This is a genomic window from Caulobacter flavus (genome assembly GCF_003722335.1).
GTDB lineage: Bacteria > Pseudomonadota > Alphaproteobacteria > Caulobacterales > Caulobacteraceae > Caulobacter > Caulobacter flavus.
On the sequence record NZ_CP026100.1, the window covers coordinates 3267409 to 3283978 of the forward strand.

At 68.4% G+C, this 16570-nt stretch carries 21 protein-coding genes; 13 read left to right on the top strand and 8 right to left on the bottom strand.

Annotation, left to right across the window (positions count from 1 at the left end):
* Positions 1-27 precede the first annotated feature (27 nt).
* The 3 genes from C1707_RS15060 (at position 28) to C1707_RS26170 (ending at position 1266) form a co-directional block, all read left to right on the top strand.
* On the top strand, positions 28-675 hold the full coding sequence (locus C1707_RS15060; protein ID WP_101712123.1) for an arylesterase: 648 nt from the start codon (positions 28-30) through the stop codon (positions 673-675).
* An 84-nt stretch (positions 676-759) separates the two neighbouring features.
* Positions 760-1029, top strand: coding sequence for a hypothetical protein (locus tag C1707_RS15065; protein ID WP_101712124.1), 270 nt, complete (start codon positions 760-762; stop codon positions 1027-1029).
* An 87-nt stretch (positions 1030-1116) separates the two neighbouring features.
* Entirely contained in the window at positions 1117-1266 is a 150-nt protein-coding gene (locus tag C1707_RS26170) for a hypothetical protein (RefSeq protein WP_164467360.1), read from the top strand.
* Between the two features lie 87 nt (positions 1267-1353).
* Here C1707_RS26170 and C1707_RS15070 read toward each other — a convergent pair whose 3' ends face one another.
* Both C1707_RS15070 and C1707_RS15075 read right to left on the bottom strand, forming a co-directional pair.
* Entirely contained in the window at positions 1354-2106 is a 753-nt protein-coding gene (locus C1707_RS15070) for a hypothetical protein (RefSeq protein ID WP_101712125.1), read from the bottom strand.
* The gene (locus C1707_RS15075; protein WP_101712126.1) at positions 2103-2882 is read right to left on the bottom strand and encodes a DUF3313 family protein; all 780 of its coding nucleotides are present in this window, start codon (positions 2880-2882) and stop codon (positions 2103-2105) included. The genes C1707_RS15070 and C1707_RS15075 overlap by 4 nt, the downstream gene beginning before the upstream one ends.
* A gap of 149 nt (positions 2883-3031) precedes the next feature.
* Here C1707_RS15075 and C1707_RS15080 point away from each other — a divergent pair, with 149 nt between their 5' ends.
* The 3 genes from C1707_RS15080 (at position 3032) to C1707_RS15090 (ending at position 4859) form a co-directional block, all read left to right on the top strand.
* Entirely contained in the window at positions 3032-3916 is an 885-nt protein-coding gene (locus C1707_RS15080) for a 3'-5' exonuclease (protein WP_101712127.1), read from the top strand.
* 281 nt (positions 3917-4197) lie between these two features.
* Positions 4198-4563, top strand: a complete 366-nt coding sequence (locus tag C1707_RS15085) for an MmcQ/YjbR family DNA-binding protein (RefSeq protein ID WP_101712128.1) — start codon at positions 4198-4200, stop codon at positions 4561-4563.
* Positions 4563-4859, top strand: coding sequence for a putative quinol monooxygenase (locus C1707_RS15090; RefSeq protein WP_101712129.1), 297 nt, complete (start codon positions 4563-4565; stop codon positions 4857-4859). Before C1707_RS15085 ends, C1707_RS15090 begins: the two co-directional genes overlap by 1 nt.
* A gap of 411 nt (positions 4860-5270) precedes the next feature.
* On the opposite strand, the gene C1707_RS26175 is transcribed toward C1707_RS15090, so the two are convergent.
* Positions 5271-5435, bottom strand: a complete 165-nt coding sequence (locus tag C1707_RS26175; protein ID WP_164467361.1) for a hypothetical protein — start codon at positions 5433-5435, stop codon at positions 5271-5273.
* 201 nt (positions 5436-5636) lie between these two features.
* Between C1707_RS26175 and C1707_RS27065 the strand changes: the two genes are divergently transcribed.
* Entirely contained in the window at positions 5637-5915 is a 279-nt protein-coding gene (locus C1707_RS27065) for an excalibur calcium-binding domain-containing protein (protein WP_101712249.1), read from the top strand.
* 493 nt (positions 5916-6408) lie between these two features.
* Positions 6409-6606 (top strand): DUF3768 domain-containing protein, encoded by a 198-nt coding sequence (locus tag C1707_RS26480; RefSeq protein ID WP_205686759.1) that lies wholly within the window; start codon positions 6409-6411, stop codon positions 6604-6606.
* 334 nt (positions 6607-6940) lie between these two features.
* On the opposite strand, the gene C1707_RS15110 is transcribed toward C1707_RS26480, so the two are convergent.
* Positions 6941-8941 (bottom strand): PAS domain-containing protein, encoded by a 2001-nt coding sequence (locus C1707_RS15110; RefSeq protein WP_101712130.1) that lies wholly within the window; start codon positions 8939-8941, stop codon positions 6941-6943.
* A 342-nt stretch (positions 8942-9283) separates the two neighbouring features.
* On the opposite strand from C1707_RS15110, the gene C1707_RS15115 reads away from it, so the two are divergent.
* Complete coding sequence (locus C1707_RS15115; protein ID WP_164467362.1) at positions 9284-9586, top strand: MmcQ/YjbR family DNA-binding protein; 303 nt, start codon at positions 9284-9286, stop codon at positions 9584-9586.
* Positions 9587-9675: 89 nt separating this feature from the next.
* Here C1707_RS15115 and C1707_RS15120 read toward each other — a convergent pair whose 3' ends face one another.
* Together C1707_RS15120 and C1707_RS26485 are read right to left on the bottom strand one after the other, a co-directional pair.
* Positions 9676-9954, bottom strand: coding sequence for an HU family DNA-binding protein (locus C1707_RS15120; RefSeq protein WP_101712132.1), 279 nt, complete (start codon positions 9952-9954; stop codon positions 9676-9678).
* Between the two features lie 60 nt (positions 9955-10014).
* On the bottom strand, positions 10015-10740 hold the full coding sequence (locus C1707_RS26485; RefSeq protein ID WP_180896910.1) for a hypothetical protein: 726 nt from the start codon (positions 10738-10740) through the stop codon (positions 10015-10017).
* Between the two features lie 434 nt (positions 10741-11174).
* Here C1707_RS26485 and C1707_RS15130 point away from each other — a divergent pair, with 434 nt between their 5' ends.
* Positions 11175-13397: a ParB/RepB/Spo0J family partition protein gene (locus C1707_RS15130; protein WP_101712133.1), complete on the top strand. Its 2223-nt coding sequence runs from the start codon at positions 11175-11177 to the stop codon at positions 13395-13397.
* Between the two features lie 177 nt (positions 13398-13574).
* Here the strand turns inward: C1707_RS15130 and C1707_RS15135 are convergent, their stop codons facing one another.
* Together C1707_RS15135 and C1707_RS27185 are read right to left on the bottom strand one after the other, a co-directional pair.
* Complete coding sequence (locus tag C1707_RS15135; RefSeq protein ID WP_101712134.1) at positions 13575-13994, bottom strand: thermonuclease family protein; 420 nt, start codon at positions 13992-13994, stop codon at positions 13575-13577.
* Between the two features lie 7 nt (positions 13995-14001).
* Positions 14002-14769 (bottom strand): DUF736 family protein, encoded by a 768-nt coding sequence (locus C1707_RS27185; protein ID WP_101712135.1) that lies wholly within the window; start codon positions 14767-14769, stop codon positions 14002-14004.
* Between the two features lie 10 nt (positions 14770-14779).
* Here C1707_RS27185 and C1707_RS27250 point away from each other — a divergent pair, with 10 nt between their 5' ends.
* The 3 genes from C1707_RS27250 to C1707_RS15155 are packed head-to-tail and all read left to right on the top strand — an operon-like array spanning position 14780 to position 16561.
* Positions 14780-15310 (top strand): type IV secretory system conjugative DNA transfer family protein, encoded by a 531-nt coding sequence (locus tag C1707_RS27250; RefSeq protein ID WP_240633971.1) that lies wholly within the window; start codon positions 14780-14782, stop codon positions 15308-15310.
* A gap of 7 nt (positions 15311-15317) precedes the next feature.
* Entirely contained in the window at positions 15318-15734 is a 417-nt protein-coding gene (locus tag C1707_RS15150) for a CopG family transcriptional regulator (protein ID WP_101712137.1), read from the top strand.
* A complete protein-coding gene (locus C1707_RS15155; RefSeq protein WP_164467364.1) occupies positions 15731-16561 on the top strand; it encodes an AIPR family protein in 831 nt (276 codons plus the stop codon). The genes C1707_RS15150 and C1707_RS15155 overlap by 4 nt, the downstream gene beginning before the upstream one ends.
* The last annotated feature ends 9 nt before the right edge of the window (positions 16562-16570 follow it).

Consider the following 16570-nt stretch of genomic DNA (forward strand, 5'->3'; position numbering starts at 1 on the left):
CTGGCGTGCGAACCTACATAGGAAGACATGGTCAAGTCCGCATCACGCCTTTTGTCCCGCCGCCGCCTGCTGGCTAGTCTTGTGCTCGTGTCGCAGGGGGCCGCCGCGCCCAAGCCGCCGGTGGTCACCGTGCTGGGGGATTCGATCACCGCAGGACTGGGCCTTCCGGTCCGCGAGGCCATGCCGGCCCAGCTTCAGGCGGCGCTGGCGCGCCTGGGCGTTGTGGCCACGGTGCGCGCGGCCGGCGTCTCGGGCGACACCAGCGGCGGGGGACTGGCGCGGGTAGGGTTCAGCGTCGCGGCAGACACGGCCGTCTGCGTTGTGGCGCTGGGCGGCAACGACCTGCTTCAAGGCGTCGAGCCCGCCCAGACCAAGGCCAACCTCCGCGGCATCCTGCAGAAGCTCAAGGCGCGGGGCGTCGGAACGGTCCTGGTCGGGGTGGCCGCTCCGGCGAGCATCGGCGCGGCCTACGCTCGCGAGTTCAACGCCCTCTATCCGGACTTGGCCAAGACGTTTGGGACGCCGTTGCTGGCCAACATCCTGGAGGGCGTGCGCGGAAACCCGGCCTTGATGCAGCGCGATGGCGTTCATCCCAATGCCGCTGGGGCGAGGAAGGTCGCCGAGGGGCTCGCGCCGCTGGTCGCCCGGGCGCTGAGGGCGCGCAAGCGGGCCTAAGGGAACGGTCCGGCGGCAGGCGGCGTTTGGGCCGCTTCATGATGCGCCGACCGGCGCTCTCTGCCCTCCGACCTAGAGGATTTCATGCGCGGCGCACTTGGCGTTTTCATCGTTCGGCCCAACCCGGACGCCGGCTGGAGTCTATCGGACGCAGACAAGGGCGAGGTGCTGGTCTTCGAAAGCGGCGGTCAAGCCGAGCGCCTGGCCATGGCGTTGGCCAAGCAGGCCCACGCGACCCACGGGACTGGAGAAGTTTGGGTCTATGATCGGCTCGAGCGCCTGGTCGGACGCTGGCGCGTCGCCGCCGGGAGCATGGCCCTCGCCGACGTCGACGAGACGGCCAAGGCGGCTTGATCGGCCCAGCTGGGAGATTGCAGCTCGTATGCGCCCTGAGGCTGGCTTGTTCGGGAACGCCCGCGGCGATGGGGATTTTCATCGACCATGAAGACCTTTGCCACCATGACCGAGAAGCCCGCGCGTGATCGTTTCCAAAGCGCCTACTGGAGCCCATTGATGGGCCTCGACGCTAACCGGGTGCGCGCCTTTATCGCCGCTTTGAAGGTCCAGCCGAGCTCAGGTTCGGTACAATAGGAGAGGCAGAGCAACTGGCGCTCCGATCGGCCAGTCGCCCTGGCTCGGCGAGCCTCTTTTCGTGCTCGGGTACGCGGGGGATGACCGTCAGCCGCGGCTCTGGCGCCGCCAAAAGACCATCCCCTGCCACGCGCTGCTCGCAGCGATCACCACAGCGCAGGCCAGAGCGATCGAAGCCACGTCGGGTTTGGCGTCACGCTCGGCGACGTAAACGCCGACGAGGCCCCAGGCGGGCGGCAGGCCGTAAGGCCAAAGCCTTGGCCGGCCTAGCACCACGAGAACGACCGCCAAGGCGACCGCCAGCCCGCCTATTGCGAAGACACGGGAGCCGGCTTCGATCAGATGCTCGGCGGTCAACACGGTGAGGATATTGAGAACGCTGGCGATCGTCAGCCACCCCGCCAGAAGGCATAGCGGCCACCAGGCCAGGATGTGCCCCCGCAGCTTGGTTTCGGGGGCCGCGCGACTGACGCGTGACAGCGCCCAAGTCAGGCCGATGGCCGAGATGACGATGATCAGGACGCTCGCCCAGCGCTCGTTGAGGGCTGAGGCCCAGATCCACAGACCGGTCCCAAAGATCGCGGCGACCGCCGGCCATGAAAGCGATCGCAGCGCCGGGGCGGAGCGTTGACGCGGGGCGGCCTGATAAAGGGCGTAGGCGATCAGCCCGGCATAGATAACAGACCAGATCGAAAAGGCGTAGCCGGCAGCCCGCAGCGTGGCGTCGCCCGCCTGCGAGAACTGGCTCGCGGTGAGGCCGATGCCAAAGACCGCCTGAGCTATCGGCGAGACAATGGCGAAGACAACCGCGGCCAGGACGGATATCTGTGCGAAGCTCATTGCTTGGCGCCGCGCTTGTCCTCGTCGCCGGCCTTGCGTGCGCCGGGCGGGACGTAGAGCCCGGTGGCGGCGCCGGCGAGCCAGTTGGCCGCCCTCAGACGCGGGCCGTGCCTGGCGCAGGGGTCGCCTTGTGTGTTTTTGATCCGCGGTTTGTCCTTGGCCATCGTCGAGGCCACGGCGTCGCCAAAGGGCTCGGCGAACTGCATGGCGTCGCCGATCCTGCTCATGGACGGCTTGTCCGTTCCGATCGGCGTGGCGTTACGGTTCCAGATCAGGGCCGAGGCCTGCACCCCGTCCGCAAGGATCATTTCGGCTTCGGCGCCAAGCCCGCCGATCGTCCCAGGAACGCGAAGCCCGACAGGTCCCGGGATCAGGAAACCGCTGGCGGCCGAAAGCGCAGAGGCTGCCCTTCCGGTAGGGCTCACGCGCGTGACGACGGCGCGGACATGAGCGTCGGCCGCCCCGCCGTGCGCAGTGATTTCGTAGCGTTCGGAAAGTTCGAAACAGATCTGGGCGTCGATCTCGGCAAGGAGGTTGCGCCTCTCCTCTGCGGATAGCCAGCGGGTGGAGGGCGTGTCAGCCAGCACGGCGGGCGGAAGCGACACCGACCTGACACCGCGCAGCCGTGTTTGGTCGATGCGCTGAGAAACGCCCGTACGCATGGATCCTTCCTGCTTTTGCAGACCATCGTAGCTGGAAAGTGCGCCTGACGGCGCGCCGTGGGTGGCGCAGCCCGTCAGGCTCGCCGCCGCCAGAAGTACCGCAACCTGTTTCATCAGCTGCTCCTCGGGATCAGCAAACGTTGTTCTCTGGCGCGTGTTCCGTTCCGCGCGCGGCCCCGTAGCGACGCTATTGTCCGGACTCTCGGTGGAGGCGATAGAAGGCGACTTGGCGCGAGCTGACTTCCAGGCAAATAGGACGGCCGTTGGACGACGATGAACTGGAAAGTCTAGCTGCACGGCTTGAAGCGAGTGGACGCTATCGGGTCCTGCGCCGGCTGGACCGTGTCGAGGTTTCGGAAGGCGACCTGGCCGCCGCCAGGCTGGGCGTCTATCTCGACCTGGAGACCACCGGGTTGGACGCCACGCGCGACGAGATCATCGAGGCGGCCCTGGTGCCGTTCCGCTATGACGAGGCTGGCCGCCTGCTGGAGGTGGGAGAGCCGTTCTGCGGCTTTCGGGAGCCTTCCCGGCCGATCCCGCCGGAGGTGACGCGCCTGACCGGCATCACCGACGAGATGGTGGCCGGTCATACGCTGGACCCAGACGCCCTGGCGCGCTTCATCGCGCCGGCCGCGGTGATCGTCGCCCACAACGCCGGCTTCGACCGGGCTTTCGCCGAGCGCTACTGCCAGGCCTTCCAGGCCAAGCCCTGGGCCTGCTCGCTGAGTCAGGTCGACTGGAAGGCGCAAGGCTTCGAGGGCGCCAAGCTTACCTATCTGGCCGCCCAGAGCGGCTTCTTCTACACGGGCCACCGGGCGCGCCACGACTGCGAGGCCGCGCTGCAGATACTGGGGCGGCCGCTGCCGAGCGGAGAGACGGCGCTGGCGGCCATGCTGGCCCAGGCCCGGCGCACCACCTGGCGGATTTGGGCCGAGCACGCGCCCTTTGCCATGAAGGACGCGCTGAAGGCGCGGGGCTATCGTTGGAACGGAGAGGCGGGGACCGCGCCCCGCGCCTGGTGGATCGAGGTCGACGCCGAAGCCCGCGACGCCGAGGTCGCCTACTTGCAGGCGGAAATCTATCAAGCCTCGATCGAGCCGTTGATGCGTCGGGTTACCGCCTACGAGCGTTTTTCCGACCGGCTCTGAGGCGAGGGCGGGTCTAGCGAGACCTGGCCCAGGCGCCGCGCTTGGCGACCTCGTGGCCATCGCGTCGCGCTCGACCGGACGGCAGCCGACCCGGTCTCGGGTCGGGCGGATAAGTCCCCAGCCCGATAGGCAGCCGGGGTTGGCCGCGCTTGACGAGGCGAGGGCGGTGGCGATGTAGCGAGGCGGCATCTGACGACCGATCCTGACGCAGCGCGATGGTGACTTTGCCATCGGGCGGCGACTCGCGATCTGAAGGGCGTCGCGTTTGGCGAGGATTCACCATGACCCCTGAGGCCTTTTCGACCCTGGCCGGCCGGCTTGGCGCCGCCGTCAAGGTCAAGCCTGTCCTCGACACCATCCAGTTTCGGGTGGGGGCTCGCGGCTTCGCGACGCTCGGCTGGCCCGAGAAAGGCAGGGCGGTGGTCAAGCTCAGCCTCAAGGACCAGGCCGCGGCCCTGGCGCTCAGTGACGCGGTGAGGATCGATCAGAGCCGTCCGCGCAACTCGGGTCTGACCCTGATCTGGCTCGAGCGCATCGACGAGGACGCCATGGCCTATATTCTCACCGCGGCCTTTTCCGAGGCCTACGCCAAGACCGCGCGCTCGCGGCCCGGGCGCGGCCGTGCGGCCACGCTGGGCGTTGGCTGATGGGCTCGGGGATCAAGATCGTCGCCATCCTGGCCGCGCGCGAGGGACGGGCGGACCAATTGGAGGCGATGCTGGCGGACCTGGCGATCGCCAGTCGGGCCGAGCCGGGCAATCTGCGTTGGGATGTCTGGCGAGACCAGGCCGACCCCACCCGCTTCGTGCTCGACGAGCTCTACATCGATAACGCGGCCGTGGCGGCCCATCGCGCCAGTCCGCATTTCGCGGCTTACCTTGCGCGGATCGGGGATCTGGCCGAACGCAGCGCCTGGGTGATGGATCCGGTCGACCTCGGCTGAGCTTGCGGTCGCGGCAGCCGATCCTTCTGGTGATCGGTTTCCTGGATGCGGGAGGCGTCGGCGGCGAGGTTCGTCTCGCCGCCCCGACAATCAGAAGCAGGCGATGACGCCGGCGCCATAGTCCTTGCCGGCAAAGCCGCGGACGATGAGGGTCTCGCTGGCGTAGCCGCCGATCGCGCCATAAGGCGGTCTCGTCACTGACGCGCACGCCCGCGCCAAGCTCCAGGGACTTGCCCAAGCGATAGGCCGCCTCGATCTTGCCGTAGGCCTTGGCCGCGGCGTCGTTGCAGTCGTCCTTGTCGGCGAACTGGTCGTTGCGGGTGTCGCGGCAGACGGTGCGGCCGTTGCTGAAGGTCTCGCTGCGGTAACGGTCGTTCTCGCCCTAGTGGATCAAGGCCCCCAGGGTCGGCTTCAGGCGGAACCTGCCCTTTGCGAAGTGTAGCGAAGGCCAAGCTCGGCGCCCGACAGGTCGCCGGCCTTGGCGTCGTGGAGTTCGACCGATCCGTTCCGGGCCTGGGCGGCATTGGCCAGGACGACGGCCGCCATCAGGCTCGCCGCGCAAAGCAGTCTCTTCAAGGTATTCCCCAATCATCGCGCTCGACCCCGAGCCAGGAGGGGGCGATCTAATTTATGGTAGAGCTTTGGGTGGGGGCTAACGATTCGCGATAGTGAGCGTGCGCGGCAGGTCGGTGTCGGCGATCGCGCGTGTTGATGGGCTTGGGGGAGCCGATGATCTGGCGAAACGGGTTGGTGGCTGCAGTCGTACTGGCGGGGGCAATGCCGGGCCTGGGCGCGGCGGATGCGCAGGCTCATGGTGGCGGGTTGAACGCCGAAGGTTGCCACACCAATCGCAAGACCAGCGACTATCACTGCCATCGGGGCGGTGGCGCTCCCACCGCGCGACCTCGCGCACAATCGCTGTCGTCGCGCTCTGGGGCCTATTATCCCAACTGCGCGGCCGCCAGGGCCGCCGGCGTCGCGCCGTTGCGCCTGGGGGAGCCGGGCTACAGGCGTGGTCTTGACCGAGACGGCGACGGCGTCGCCTGCGAGCGATAGAGCCCTGGAACGGAGAGCGGCCGGCGGTCACGCTCGGTCCCGAGCCTTTCGGCTCTCCTACGGGCGCGACGCCTGGCGGGCGACTTTGGTCGCCGCCGGCCGCTCGACGCGGACGTTCCGACACGCGCTTTGCGCGGTCTCCTTGCACGCTTCATTCGTCATGAGCGCTCGCACGCGAGCGCGCGGGACTTAGGGCTCCGCCCTCGGCGCGCTTCGGATCGGCTTCCGCCCAGCTTCGGTCCCTTCGGGCCCTGCAGCCGGGTCCCCGCGAAGCCGCCCCTCCGCTTGCACACCCGGTCTCGCCGACGGGCGCCGGGGTCAGGCGCGCTTTTGCGCCTGACCCCGGACTCCCAAGGAGCGCTTTTGATGACCGAGGATGATCATACCGACGCGATCGCGGCGCTGAACGACGCCTGCCGCGCCGAGCCGGGCGCGGGGTGGGTGCTGACCCCTGGCGTCCAGCAAGGCTGACCTGGCCAAGGTCGTGGTTGCCGTGACGGGCTTTTCGACCTTCAGCGAGGACAACGACCCGCACGGCGAACGCGACTTCGGCGCTTTCGAGGTCGGCGGCCAGCGGTACTTCTGGAAGATCGACTATTACGACCTCGACCTCTGCATGGCCTCGCCCGACCCGGCCGACCCCGCCGTCACCAGGCGGGTCCTGACGCTGATGCTGGCTGAGGAATACTGACGCGCGCCGCGCCGCGCCTTTCCGGCGCGGCGCGGTTTTGATGGTGAGCAGCAGGTCAAGCCTGGCTTGGCGGATGGGCGCGAGGACGTGCGCGCGGGCGGCCGATCCTTTGGGATCGGCCGCTTTCGTCTGGCTGGAGCAAGGGGAGGAGGGGGGTGATAGCGGCTGCGCCGGGGCGCAGGCTTCGGCCGTGGTCTGGCGCAGGGCCTGCTCGAAATATTCGGCCGGCTGGCCGCCCGAGATCAGGTGGCGGAGAGTCTCACGGGCCGCGTGCGGATCAAACGACCGCGATGGTCTCAAAAGGGCAGCTGAAACGCATCGCCGTCTCACCGCATCATGTCCTCACCTGGCGCCGGCCCGAGGCCTGTCTTCCCTCGCGCACACGCTCGACATCGTCGGGATGGATCGAGCCGAACGCGGTGGCGATGGGCAGGCCCGACCGGCAGTCGTCCACCGACAGACCGAAAGCCTGGGCGAACCGCTCGTCGCCCGTGATCCTGTCGGCGGCCACGTCCCACACCCAGGTGCCCATAATGGCGCCGGCCTCGAGCGCCAGCTGGACACGCTCGGATTCCTCGCGCAACTGACGGCTCAGTCTCTGCCGCTCGGTGATGTCGATGGCCGTGCCGACCACGCGCACACAACGGCCGGTCTCGTCGAACACACCGCGCCCCTTGGCCGAAACCCAGCGAACGGCGCCATCCTGTGGGCTGATGGTTCGGTAATCGACGTCATAGACCGCACGCTGCAGCGGATCGGCCGCCGCCGCATAGGCCTTGGACGTGGCTTCGAGATCGTCCGGATGCAGCCCGTCGTAGAAGTCTCGCATCGAGACCGGCGTGCCCGGCAAGACGCCGAAGGCGGCCCGCACCCGATCATCCCAGAACAGCAAGCCATTGATTTCGTCGACGTCCCAAAGCCCGACCTCGGCATACTCGGTGGCCAGGCGCAGGCGCGCTTCGCTTTGAACAAGCGCCCGCTCAGCCTCCAGGCGCTTGGTGACATCGGCGGTGACGGCATAGACGCCGACCACCTCGCCGGCCGGGGATCGGCGGGGGATGTAGTCGACCTGTACGTCCCGCAACCCTGCGACGGGGTAGTCCAGGCGGCGCTCAAAGGTCACGCGCTCGCCGGCCAGGGCCGCCTCCAGGTGCGGCCGCGCCAGCGTATAGGCCTCGCCGAGCAGGTCTTCGACCCGGCGGCCTTGGATCGCCTCGCGCGGCTGACCAAACCAGTCCTGATAGGCCTGGTTGACGAACCGATAGCGCCGCTCCTGGTCAATATAGGCGATGAGCAGCGGCGCGGCATCGGTAATGCGGCGCAACTCCTCTTCGCGCGAGCGAAGTTCCGCCTGGGCGCCCACCCGTTCGACGAAAGCCCAGGAACGTTCGGTGACCTCGCGCACCAGGGCCTGTTCGCGATCGGTCCAGATGTGCGGTCCCTTATGGTGCACGGCCATCAGGGCGCGCAGGCGGCCCTCTCGCACCAGCGGCATGCAGATCGTCGAGCCGATGCCGATGGCCTGGAAGGTGGCCGCCTCGTGCGGGGCGATCTCGGCTAGATTGTCGTTGATGACCAGCGGCAGGCCGCGCGAGAGGTTGGCCACGGCCAATTGGCCAAAGTCTGCGAGCTGGTAATGGCCGACGATGGAGGTTGATCCAGGCGCGGCCCAGTCGCCTCGGATCGTGAAGCCGTCTTCGTCCTCGTCCATGTCGGCATAGGCGCAAACGCTGACGCCCAAGTGCTCGCCGACCAGTTGGGCGGTGCGCCGCATGACCGCATCGGCGCTCGGCAGGGCCGAAGTGCCCTTGGTCAGCCGGTCCAGGAAGAGCAGGGTGTGCTCGCTTTCCTGGCGCGCGGCCCGCTCCATGACCGCCGAGGTCGTCTCGACGCAGACGCAGAGCGCCCCAGGAACGACGCCCTCGGCGGGAATGGGACTGTAGGAAAACGTGAACCAGGCGCTGGCCTGGCGCCCGTCGCGCTCCAAGGTGACTTGAAGATCCTCAAAGAAGCTCGATGCGCCCGCGAAGGCTTGATCGATCACCGGTTCGATCTGATCGCGGACCTCCGGCCACACGTCCCAGAAGGACCGACCCAGGGCGTAGGGGTGCTTGGCGCCGAGAATGGAGCGATAGGCGTCATTGTAGATTATGCGTCGCTCCGGTCCCCAGACAAGGAACATCGGGAAGGCGGCGGCAAGCAGGATCTCCACGGTCTGGCGCAGGGCGTTGGGCCAGGCTGTGACAGGTCCAAACCCCTCAGAGTTCCACTGACCGCCGCGCAGGCGCTGGGCGACGTCACCGTCTGCCGCGTTCGGGAGCGGGGTCAGCGTCATGGGCGGGCGAATCCGGTGGTGCGATGCTTAGCGTGTCACTGGATGAGACTCCGCCCGACAACAACACCCCAGAACAGTCAAGGTTGCTCGCTCGGACAGGCGACGCTTAGCCGTCGAGGGCATGAGACAGGCGGGCGTCCAGACCGGCGCGGCCGACCCTTCGGAGATCGACCGCTTTCGTAAGTCCAGGTCCAACGGCGATTTCGCCATATCCCAGGAGCGGACCCGTACGCGCCTGCGCGGTCAGCTACCTCCGCTTCTGTCACGGCGTTGACCGCGTTTTGCCCAGCAAGCGGCGACTCGGAGTCAGAAGGGCGTCGCGTGACGCGAGGAGCGGAAACCGTGCAGTTTCGCGTCGGCGGCAAGGCGTTCGCCACCCTCGGGTGGCCGGAGGCGGGGTGGGCGGTGGTCAAGCTTTCGGCGCGCGATCAGGCTCGCATTCTGGCCGAGCAGGACGCGGCGTCGCCCGAGCCTGGACGCCAGCGACGGTCGGGCGTGACGCTGCTTTGGCTGGAGGACCTGGAGGAGGCCGCCCTGGCTGACATTCTCGCTGCGGCTTGGAAGCAGGCCTATAGCGGCGAGCGCGCGCCTCGTCGGGGCGGGCGGCCGCGCAAGGAGGCCGCGGCCGCGCCGTCCCGATCCTGACGGCGAGGCGAGCGGCAGTAACCCATACAGACAAAAGCAAGAGCGTGGGGTCGGCCCGCCGGGCGCTGGGCGACGGCGGGCTCGTGGCGTCAGCCGTTGACGGCGTCCTTGAGCTGCTTGGCCGGCGTGAAGGCGACCTTCCTGGTTGCGGCGATCTCGATGGTCTCGCCGGTGGCCGGGTTGCGGCCGGTGCGCGCCGGCTTGTCCTGGACCTTGAGTTTGCCAAAGCCGGGGATCGAAACCTCTTCACCCTTGGCGGCGGCTTGCGCGATGGCCTTGAAGACGCCGTCGACCAGGGCCTTGGCCTGGGTCTTGGTGACCTTGTCGTCGGCGGCGGCCAGGGCTTCGGCGATGTCGGCGGTGTTCATGGGTGATCCTCGGTTTTAAGGGAGTCGAGAACCCAAGCCTGCGGCCGTCCCGCGTGCTTGTCACCTTTCCTCCTGGCCATGGGTGAGGACGTCGATGGTGTCGAGCGTCTCCATCTGAGCCCGCTCCCACCCGTCGGCGCCCTGCGCCAGGGCCTCGCGCGCCTTGGCGATCCAGGCCGGACCGGCGATCGGCGCCTGCGCCAGCGCACGCATCGCCTCGGGCGTGATCTCCAGGGACCGGCGGCCTTCGTCTTGCTCGGCTTCGGTAAGGTCGGCCTGGTCGGCCTGGTCGGCCTCATCGATCTGGCCGGCGGCGGCGCGGCGGTCGCTGCGGATCGGCGGGCGGCGGTTGGCCTCGGTCAGCGGAAAGGTCGCCCAAAGCTCGGCTTCCGGCATGCCGGCCTGGCGCGCCTTCCAGCGGGCCACGCTCTCCATCAACAAGGGATCCAGCCGGGGCGCGTTCCAGCGCGCCGCGCCCATCAGCCGCGTGAAGGGCTCGGGATGGGACAGGATCGTGAAGAGGCGATCGACGACCTCGATCATCAGCTCTTTCATCTCCTCGTCGTCGAGCCGGGAGAGCTGCGACCAGGGGATTTCGCCATAGGGCGTGACGACCTTGACGTCGCTGTAGTCGCCGATGGCGCTGCCCGGCGATAGGCCCTGATGCAGCTCCTCGAGCCTGGAGTTGCGCACCCCGGTCTCGGCCAGCATCAGCGCGAACGCCGCCGCCCATTCGGTCTCGGGGCCTTTGCGGGCCTTGGTCATGCGGTCGAGTCCTTTGGTCACGCGCCCATCATGGGGCCGGCGCCAGCGATCACAAAGACCGGCGCGCCGCGAGGGACCATCCCCGCGGAGGCTTGGTCCGCGTTGCCCGACGGGCCGGCGAGGGACCATCTCTGCGACGGCCCTGTCCGGGTTCAGGCGAAAACCCCCTTTAGGCCAGACGGTCGGCGCTGACCTGCCGGTCATGCCTGGCCGCTGCCGCGGCCGTTGGTCTTTTGGGCGCTTTGCGCCCGTGCTTGGGGCTGCCGCCCCCGGCGCGCTTCGGATCGCCTTCCGCCCAGCTTCGGGCCTTCGTCGGTCAAAGGCGGCCTTCGACACCAAGCCCTGCAGCCGGGTCCCCGCGAAGACGCCCCTCCGCTTGCACCCCCGCGCTCGCCGCTTGGGCAGGGTTTCAGGCGCGCCTTGCGCCTGCAACCCAGCCACCAAGGAGGCGCAAGATGACTTCCCCCTCAGAAACCCCCGTCGCCGTTGGCGTCGAGACCGGCGGCGCGGTTCCCGGCCTTGCCGCCGTGCAGTTCGGCGAGGTCCGCGACATTCCCCTGAACCGCCTCAAAGCCTCGCCCAAGAACGCCCGGCGCGTCGGCCACAGCGCCGAGGTGATCGAGGCGCGCGCCGCCTCGATCCGTCACAAGGGCGTTCTTCAGCCCCTCGTCGTCGAGCCCGAGATCAAGGACGCTCAGAAGACCGGCTATTATCTCGTCACCGCCGGAGAGGGGCGCCGCCAGGCTCTGCGCCTGCTGGCCAAGCGCAAGGCCCTGGCCAAGGGCGCGGCCGTGCGCTGCGTGGTCGATACGACCAACGACCCGGCCGAGGTCTCGATGGACGAGAACCTTAGCCGTGAGCCAATGCACCCGGCCGACGCGTACGAAGCGTTCCGGGAACTCTCCGAGCGCCGGGGCTGGAGCGCCGAGGAGATCGGGGCGCGCTTCGGGCTTAAGGCCGACATCGTGCGCCAGCGCCTGCGCCTGGGCGCCGTCGCCCCCGCACTGCTCGACCTTTACCGCGAAGCGGTCCTGACCCTGGAGCAGGTGACCGCGTTCGCGGTCAATCCCGACGCGGCGCGGCAACTGCAGGTCTTCGAGCGGCTGTCGCCGCATCAGCTGACCGCGCACGTCATCCGTCGCGCCATGGTCGAAGACAAGGTGATCAGCACCGACCGCCGCGCCCAGTTCGTCGGCGTCGAAGCCTACGAGGCGGCGGGCGGCCCCGTCCTGCGCGACCTCTTCACCCAGGCGGGCGGCGTCTGCTGGTTGGAGGACGTGGCCTTGCTGGAGACCCTGGCCGCCGACAAGCTGGCCAAGGTCGCCGAGGCGGTGAGGGCGGCCGAGGGCTGGAAGTGGGCGAGCCCGTCGCTCGACTTTCCGCACGGCCACGGCTGCTCGCGGGTCTGGGAGCGCTTGCGCGAGCGCGCCCCCGGCGAGTCCGAGGCGATCAACGCCCTGATCGCCGAGGACGCTGAGCTGACCGAGCAGTGGGCCGACATCGGCCCGCCGCCGCCCGAGGTCGCCGCCCGTTTCGAGGCGATCGCCGCCCAACTCGAAGCCTATGGCGACGAGTACGGCTATGACCCGGGCGAGAGGGCGCGGGCCGGTGTCTTCGTCGTCCTCGACGCCTATGGCGAAGCCCGGATCGAGCGCGGCTTCGTTCGTCCCGAGGACGAGCCCGTGCCCGAGCCCGACCCCGAGGACGAAGCGGACGCCGCCGATCATCAGGCGGCGGGGGCCTCCGACCCCGATGACGCCGACGAGGAAGGCGAGGCCGACGGGGGAAGGGACGCCGAAGCGAGTGGCGGCGGCGAGGCCGAGGAGCCTGAGGGCGACCCGGCCGCGCCGCTGCCCGACCGGGTGATCGCCGAACTGACCGCCCACCGCAGCGCCGCCTTGCGCGACGCCTTGGCGCAAAACCCCGATCTGGCCCAGGTCGCCCTGGTCCATGCGCTGGCGGCGAAGGTGTTCGGGGTCTACCCAGCCCCGACCTGCCTCGAAATCCAGTGGGCCTCCCGCGACCTTGCCCAATTCGGCGAGGGCGTCGAGGACAGTCCCGCCGGTCGGGCGATCGCCGAGCGTCATCGGGTCTGGGCGCGGCAAATGCCAAGCGAAGGTCCTGACCTGTGGGCCTTCATCGTCGGGCTCGACCACGACAGCCGGGCGAGCCTGCTCGCCCACTGCGTTGGCCTGTCGGTCTATGCGGTCCGCAATTGGGAGCGCAGACCCCACGCCCTGGCCCACGCGGAGACCTTGGCGAGCGCCCTTGATCTGGACATGCGCGACTACTGGAAGCCCACGGCGGTCCGCTATCTCGATCGCGTCACCAAGGCCCATATCGTCGCGGCGGTGTCGGACGGGGTGTCGGCGCAGGCCGCCGCCCGGCTGTCGGGCCTCAAGAAGCCCGACATGGTGGCGGCCGCCGAGCCCCAACTGGTCGAGGTCGGATGGCTGCCGCCCATCCTGCGGACGGCCAGGCCGCAGTCCCAGGACGCAGAAGGGGAGGGCGGCGGAGCCCAGCAGGGCCTTGAGGCCCCGTCCGAGGCCGAGGACGCCCTGGTGCTGGCGGGCGATGATCCGCACGCGCCGCGCCAGGACGACGGCGCGACGGAACCCGCCAGCCTGTCGGCGGAGGATGAAGAACAGGCCGCCGCGTCCCTGGCGGCGGCCGAGTAGTCGGGACGGGCGGCCTTCGGGCCGCCCGTCGTTTTCGTGGGCGGGCGGCGCGGCCGATCCTTTGGGATCGGCCGCGTTTCGTCGTCACGGCGCCCAGGTTTGGCCTGTGAACTGGGGACGGCGCTGACCGCCTCGGTGCGGCGGGGCGGACAGGGCGTCGTTCGCGGCCTGCCTGGTTTACCGGCTCGGCCGGGCGGGCGCCCCGGACGCCCAAAGCCCGCGCCGGGCCGCCTTGGCCTTGGCCTCTTCGGCGGCGTAGGCGCCCTTGCTGTAGCGCCGATATTCGCTGGTGAGGCCCGAGCGGATCAGGGCGGCGTTGATGTCGGGGCTGGCGTCGGACCAGCAGCGGGCGACGTGGCGGCCATAACGGTCTTGATCGACGACCCGGCAGCCGACCCGGCCGCGCGTCAGGCTGGCCAGGAGGTCGCGGGCCTCGTAGGCCAGGGGCTCGGCCGGCGTCTTGCCGCGCCGCACCTCCGGCGCATCGACCCCGAAAAGGCGGACGCGGTCGGCGCCGCAGCGCAGGGTGTCGCCGTCGTGGACCTTTGGCGCGGTGCAGGCGATGACGGCGGCGGCGAGCAGGGGAAGGGCGGGCATGGGCCGCCTATAGCTTGAGTCTCGCCGGGCAGCCGGCGCCGCGCCCGCCCTGCCGAAGGGGCGGCGAGCCGGGCCCGGCCCCTCGTCCTCGCGCGGGCCGTTGCTGCGCGACCAGGTCGGGGTTCGGCCGCCGTTGAGATCGACCAGAGCGGCGTTGACCGCGCTGCTGAAGGACGGGTCGTCCGGCTTGACCGAAGGGAGCCTCTTCGTCCGCGCTGACTGTCTTCCAAGCCGAGTCGAGATCGGCCTTGCCGGCATAGGCCCGGAAGTCGGGCTCTTGTCGTTTGGGCTTGTCGACGACCGGGCGGAACTCGACCGTCTTGAGCTTGGCGGCCAGGGTGTCGATGGCGCCGGTGTAGGAACCGTTTTCTCGACCGGTGAAGGGGGGCGACGGCGGCCTTGGGGGGCTCTCCAGTTGATCTGCATCGGGCGTGCCGACCGCGTCCTCTTCTGGCCTGATCTGGACCGGGACCGGTCCGTCGCCGCAACCTCGGCGCTCGACTTTCTTCCCCTGGGGCGGCCGCTGGCCAGGCCCGCCCCATTCCTCGCGAGACAAGAAACTCTTTCCCTTCGGTCCTTCGCCAAGGCTTCGGGAGCGCGCCCGCAAAAGCCTGCCTTGGGACGGCAGGGCGCGCTCTGCGGGCCGGACACCGACCCTGGTCCTTGAGATCGCCATCGAGGCCGCGATCGGCGCGGCCCAGTGAGATCGGAGAGACCCCCATGGCCACCATCGGCACCTTTTCTCGACCAACGACGAGCGCACCGCGCGCCGCATCAGCGACAGCCTGGGCACCGCCACAGAGATGAGAGCGATGAAGAATTATGCCGGGCACAGGCTTTCCCCCTGGCTTGGCCATTTGATGGTCAGCCGCCAGGAAACGGCCCGCCCGCTTCTGACACCCGGGGAGGTGATGCAGCTTCCACCGGACGAGGCGATCATTCAAGTGTCGGGCGTGCCGCCCATCCGCGCGACCAAGGTCCGCTACTATGTCGACCCGGAGCTGGCCGGTCGGGTGGCTGATCCGCCGCAACAGCTGCAGGCGCTTAGCGCCGGCGCGGATGCCATGTGGATCACGGCGATCTCGGCGGCAGCGTCTTCCGGGAACCGGGCTGGCGAGGCCGCCGATGAAGGCGGCCATCGCATCGAGCCGGAGTTCGAAGCGCCGGCCGAGCCGGCGCCGGAACCGCCTGCGCCCGAGATCTGGCTGGACCCTAATCCCGACGCCGACGAGTCCGCCCAGGCTGAGCAAGCCCGCCGGTTCCGGGCCGCGGCCAGGCAGGCCAGCCTGGACCCTGACGACGGCATCCCGCTGTGAGGCCGCGATGAAGGTTCAGACCAAGGTCTTCCTAGCGCGCGATCTCGTGCTGGCGCTGGATGAAGCGTCTCGGCGAACCAAGCGGTCGAAGTCGGAGATCGTTCAAGCCGCGGTCGCTAGCTACCTGTCGCCCGATAGCGACGAAGCGGCCGAGGCTGCTGTGGTCCGGCGGCTTGATCGAATAGGCCGAGAGCTTGAGGGGCAGGGGCGGGACCTGACGATCGCCAACGAGGCGATCGCCCTGTTCGTGAAGGCCTGGCTGACGGCGACGCCCAGCCTGGCCGCAGGCGATCAGAAGGCGCAGAACGCCAAGGGGCAGGAGCGCTATGCCGGGTTCTTAGATGCATTGGCGCGGCGGTTGGCATCGGGCCGGTTGCTGCGTGCCGAGGTGCTGGACGACCGCCCTCCGAATGCCGGTATGTGACTCATCGCCGAACCTCGGAAGGTCTGCTAGCGGGTAGGGTCAAGCTGTTTTCTGGGAAGGAAGTTGTCCTCAGGATTATCACGCTTCCCCAGATTGATGAGGCCTCCAAAAAAGAACTCATCCGAAGCATCTCGTCGGCGACGAATTCGCAGACCGCTGTCGCCCCCATCGATCGAAGCGCTAGCAACGACGACAATCGTGAGATAGCCGAAATAGTCTTTCGCCGTACTGGCCTGCTTTACGAGCCGAAACGCGGAGAATATTCGGACGCAATTCGCAAAAACTATATCGATCGGGAAGACGTCGTCGAGCGCGCTCTTTTCACGCGCCTGATGCACATGGCTATGGGGCGCTATGGTCTAGCCGTCGAACGAAAGATGATGCGGAGCACAGGCGGTATCATTCCAGCGCTCGAGAATGATGCTCCTGTCGGAATCTTCTTCGAATTTTACGAGATTTACCGAGAAATTTCTCAACTCAAACCCCACCAGAACGCTGAGAAGCTTGTAAACGACCTCGCGCTTACCACGCTGGTACGCGCCCTACGAGTGAGACGAAGGGCAGACGGCGTCACCGATTGGCTCCCTAAGGTGCTTGAGGAGGCGCGCGGCCTTTGGGCGGACTTCCTGAATTGGAAGCGAGAGAGCGTCGCCAACGCTCCGATGCCTGTCGAAGACACCAAGCTACGGCGGAAAGCTGGAAATTTTTCCGCGTCAAAATGGATTAGAAGCGCCAAGTTCCCAGCCGACGTCGATGAATATGTCGCCCTCCTGTCACTTGAAAAGGACCCGACCTCCGACGGTGCCCTGGCGGCAATCAGTAGATAAGACGGTCAC

Bases quoted from the DNA above. Each gene is read 5' to 3' on its own strand.
- C1707_RS26170 (WP_164467360.1), top strand. From the start codon at position 1,117: ATGAAGACCTTTGCCACCATGACCGAGAAGCCCGCGCGTGATCGTTTC.
- C1707_RS15120 (WP_101712132.1), bottom strand. From the start codon at position 9,954: ATGAACACCGCCGACATCGCCGAAGCCCTGGCCGCCGCCGACGACAAG.
- C1707_RS15065 (WP_101712124.1), top strand. From the start codon at position 760: ATGCGCGGCGCACTTGGCGTTTTCATCGTTCGGCCCAACCCGGACGCC.
- C1707_RS15135 (WP_101712134.1), bottom strand. From the start codon at position 13,994: ATGCCCGCCCTTCCCCTGCTCGCCGCCGCCGTCATCGCCTGCACCGCG.
- C1707_RS27185 (WP_101712135.1), bottom strand. From the start codon at position 14,769: ATGCGGCGCGCGGTGCGCTCGTCGTTGGTCGAGAAAAGGTGCCGATGG.
- C1707_RS15075 (WP_101712126.1), bottom strand. From the start codon at position 2,882: ATGAAACAGGTTGCGGTACTTCTGGCGGCGGCGAGCCTGACGGGCTGC.
- C1707_RS15150 (WP_101712137.1), top strand. From the start codon at position 15,318: ATGAAGGTTCAGACCAAGGTCTTCCTAGCGCGCGATCTCGTGCTGGCG.
- C1707_RS15060 (WP_101712123.1), top strand. From the start codon at position 28: ATGGTCAAGTCCGCATCACGCCTTTTGTCCCGCCGCCGCCTGCTGGCT.
- C1707_RS15070 (WP_101712125.1), bottom strand. From the start codon at position 2,106: ATGAGCTTCGCACAGATATCCGTCCTGGCCGCGGTTGTCTTCGCCATT.
- C1707_RS15130 (WP_101712133.1), top strand. From the start codon at position 11,175: ATGACTTCCCCCTCAGAAACCCCCGTCGCCGTTGGCGTCGAGACCGGC.
- C1707_RS15090 (WP_101712129.1), top strand. From the start codon at position 4,563: ATGGGCTCGGGGATCAAGATCGTCGCCATCCTGGCCGCGCGCGAGGGA.
- C1707_RS27065 (WP_101712249.1), top strand. From the start codon at position 5,637: ATGCCGGGCCTGGGCGCGGCGGATGCGCAGGCTCATGGTGGCGGGTTG.
- C1707_RS15085 (WP_101712128.1), top strand. From the start codon at position 4,198: ATGACCCCTGAGGCCTTTTCGACCCTGGCCGGCCGGCTTGGCGCCGCC.
- C1707_RS15110 (WP_101712130.1), bottom strand. From the start codon at position 8,941: ATGACGCTGACCCCGCTCCCGAACGCGGCAGACGGTGACGTCGCCCAG.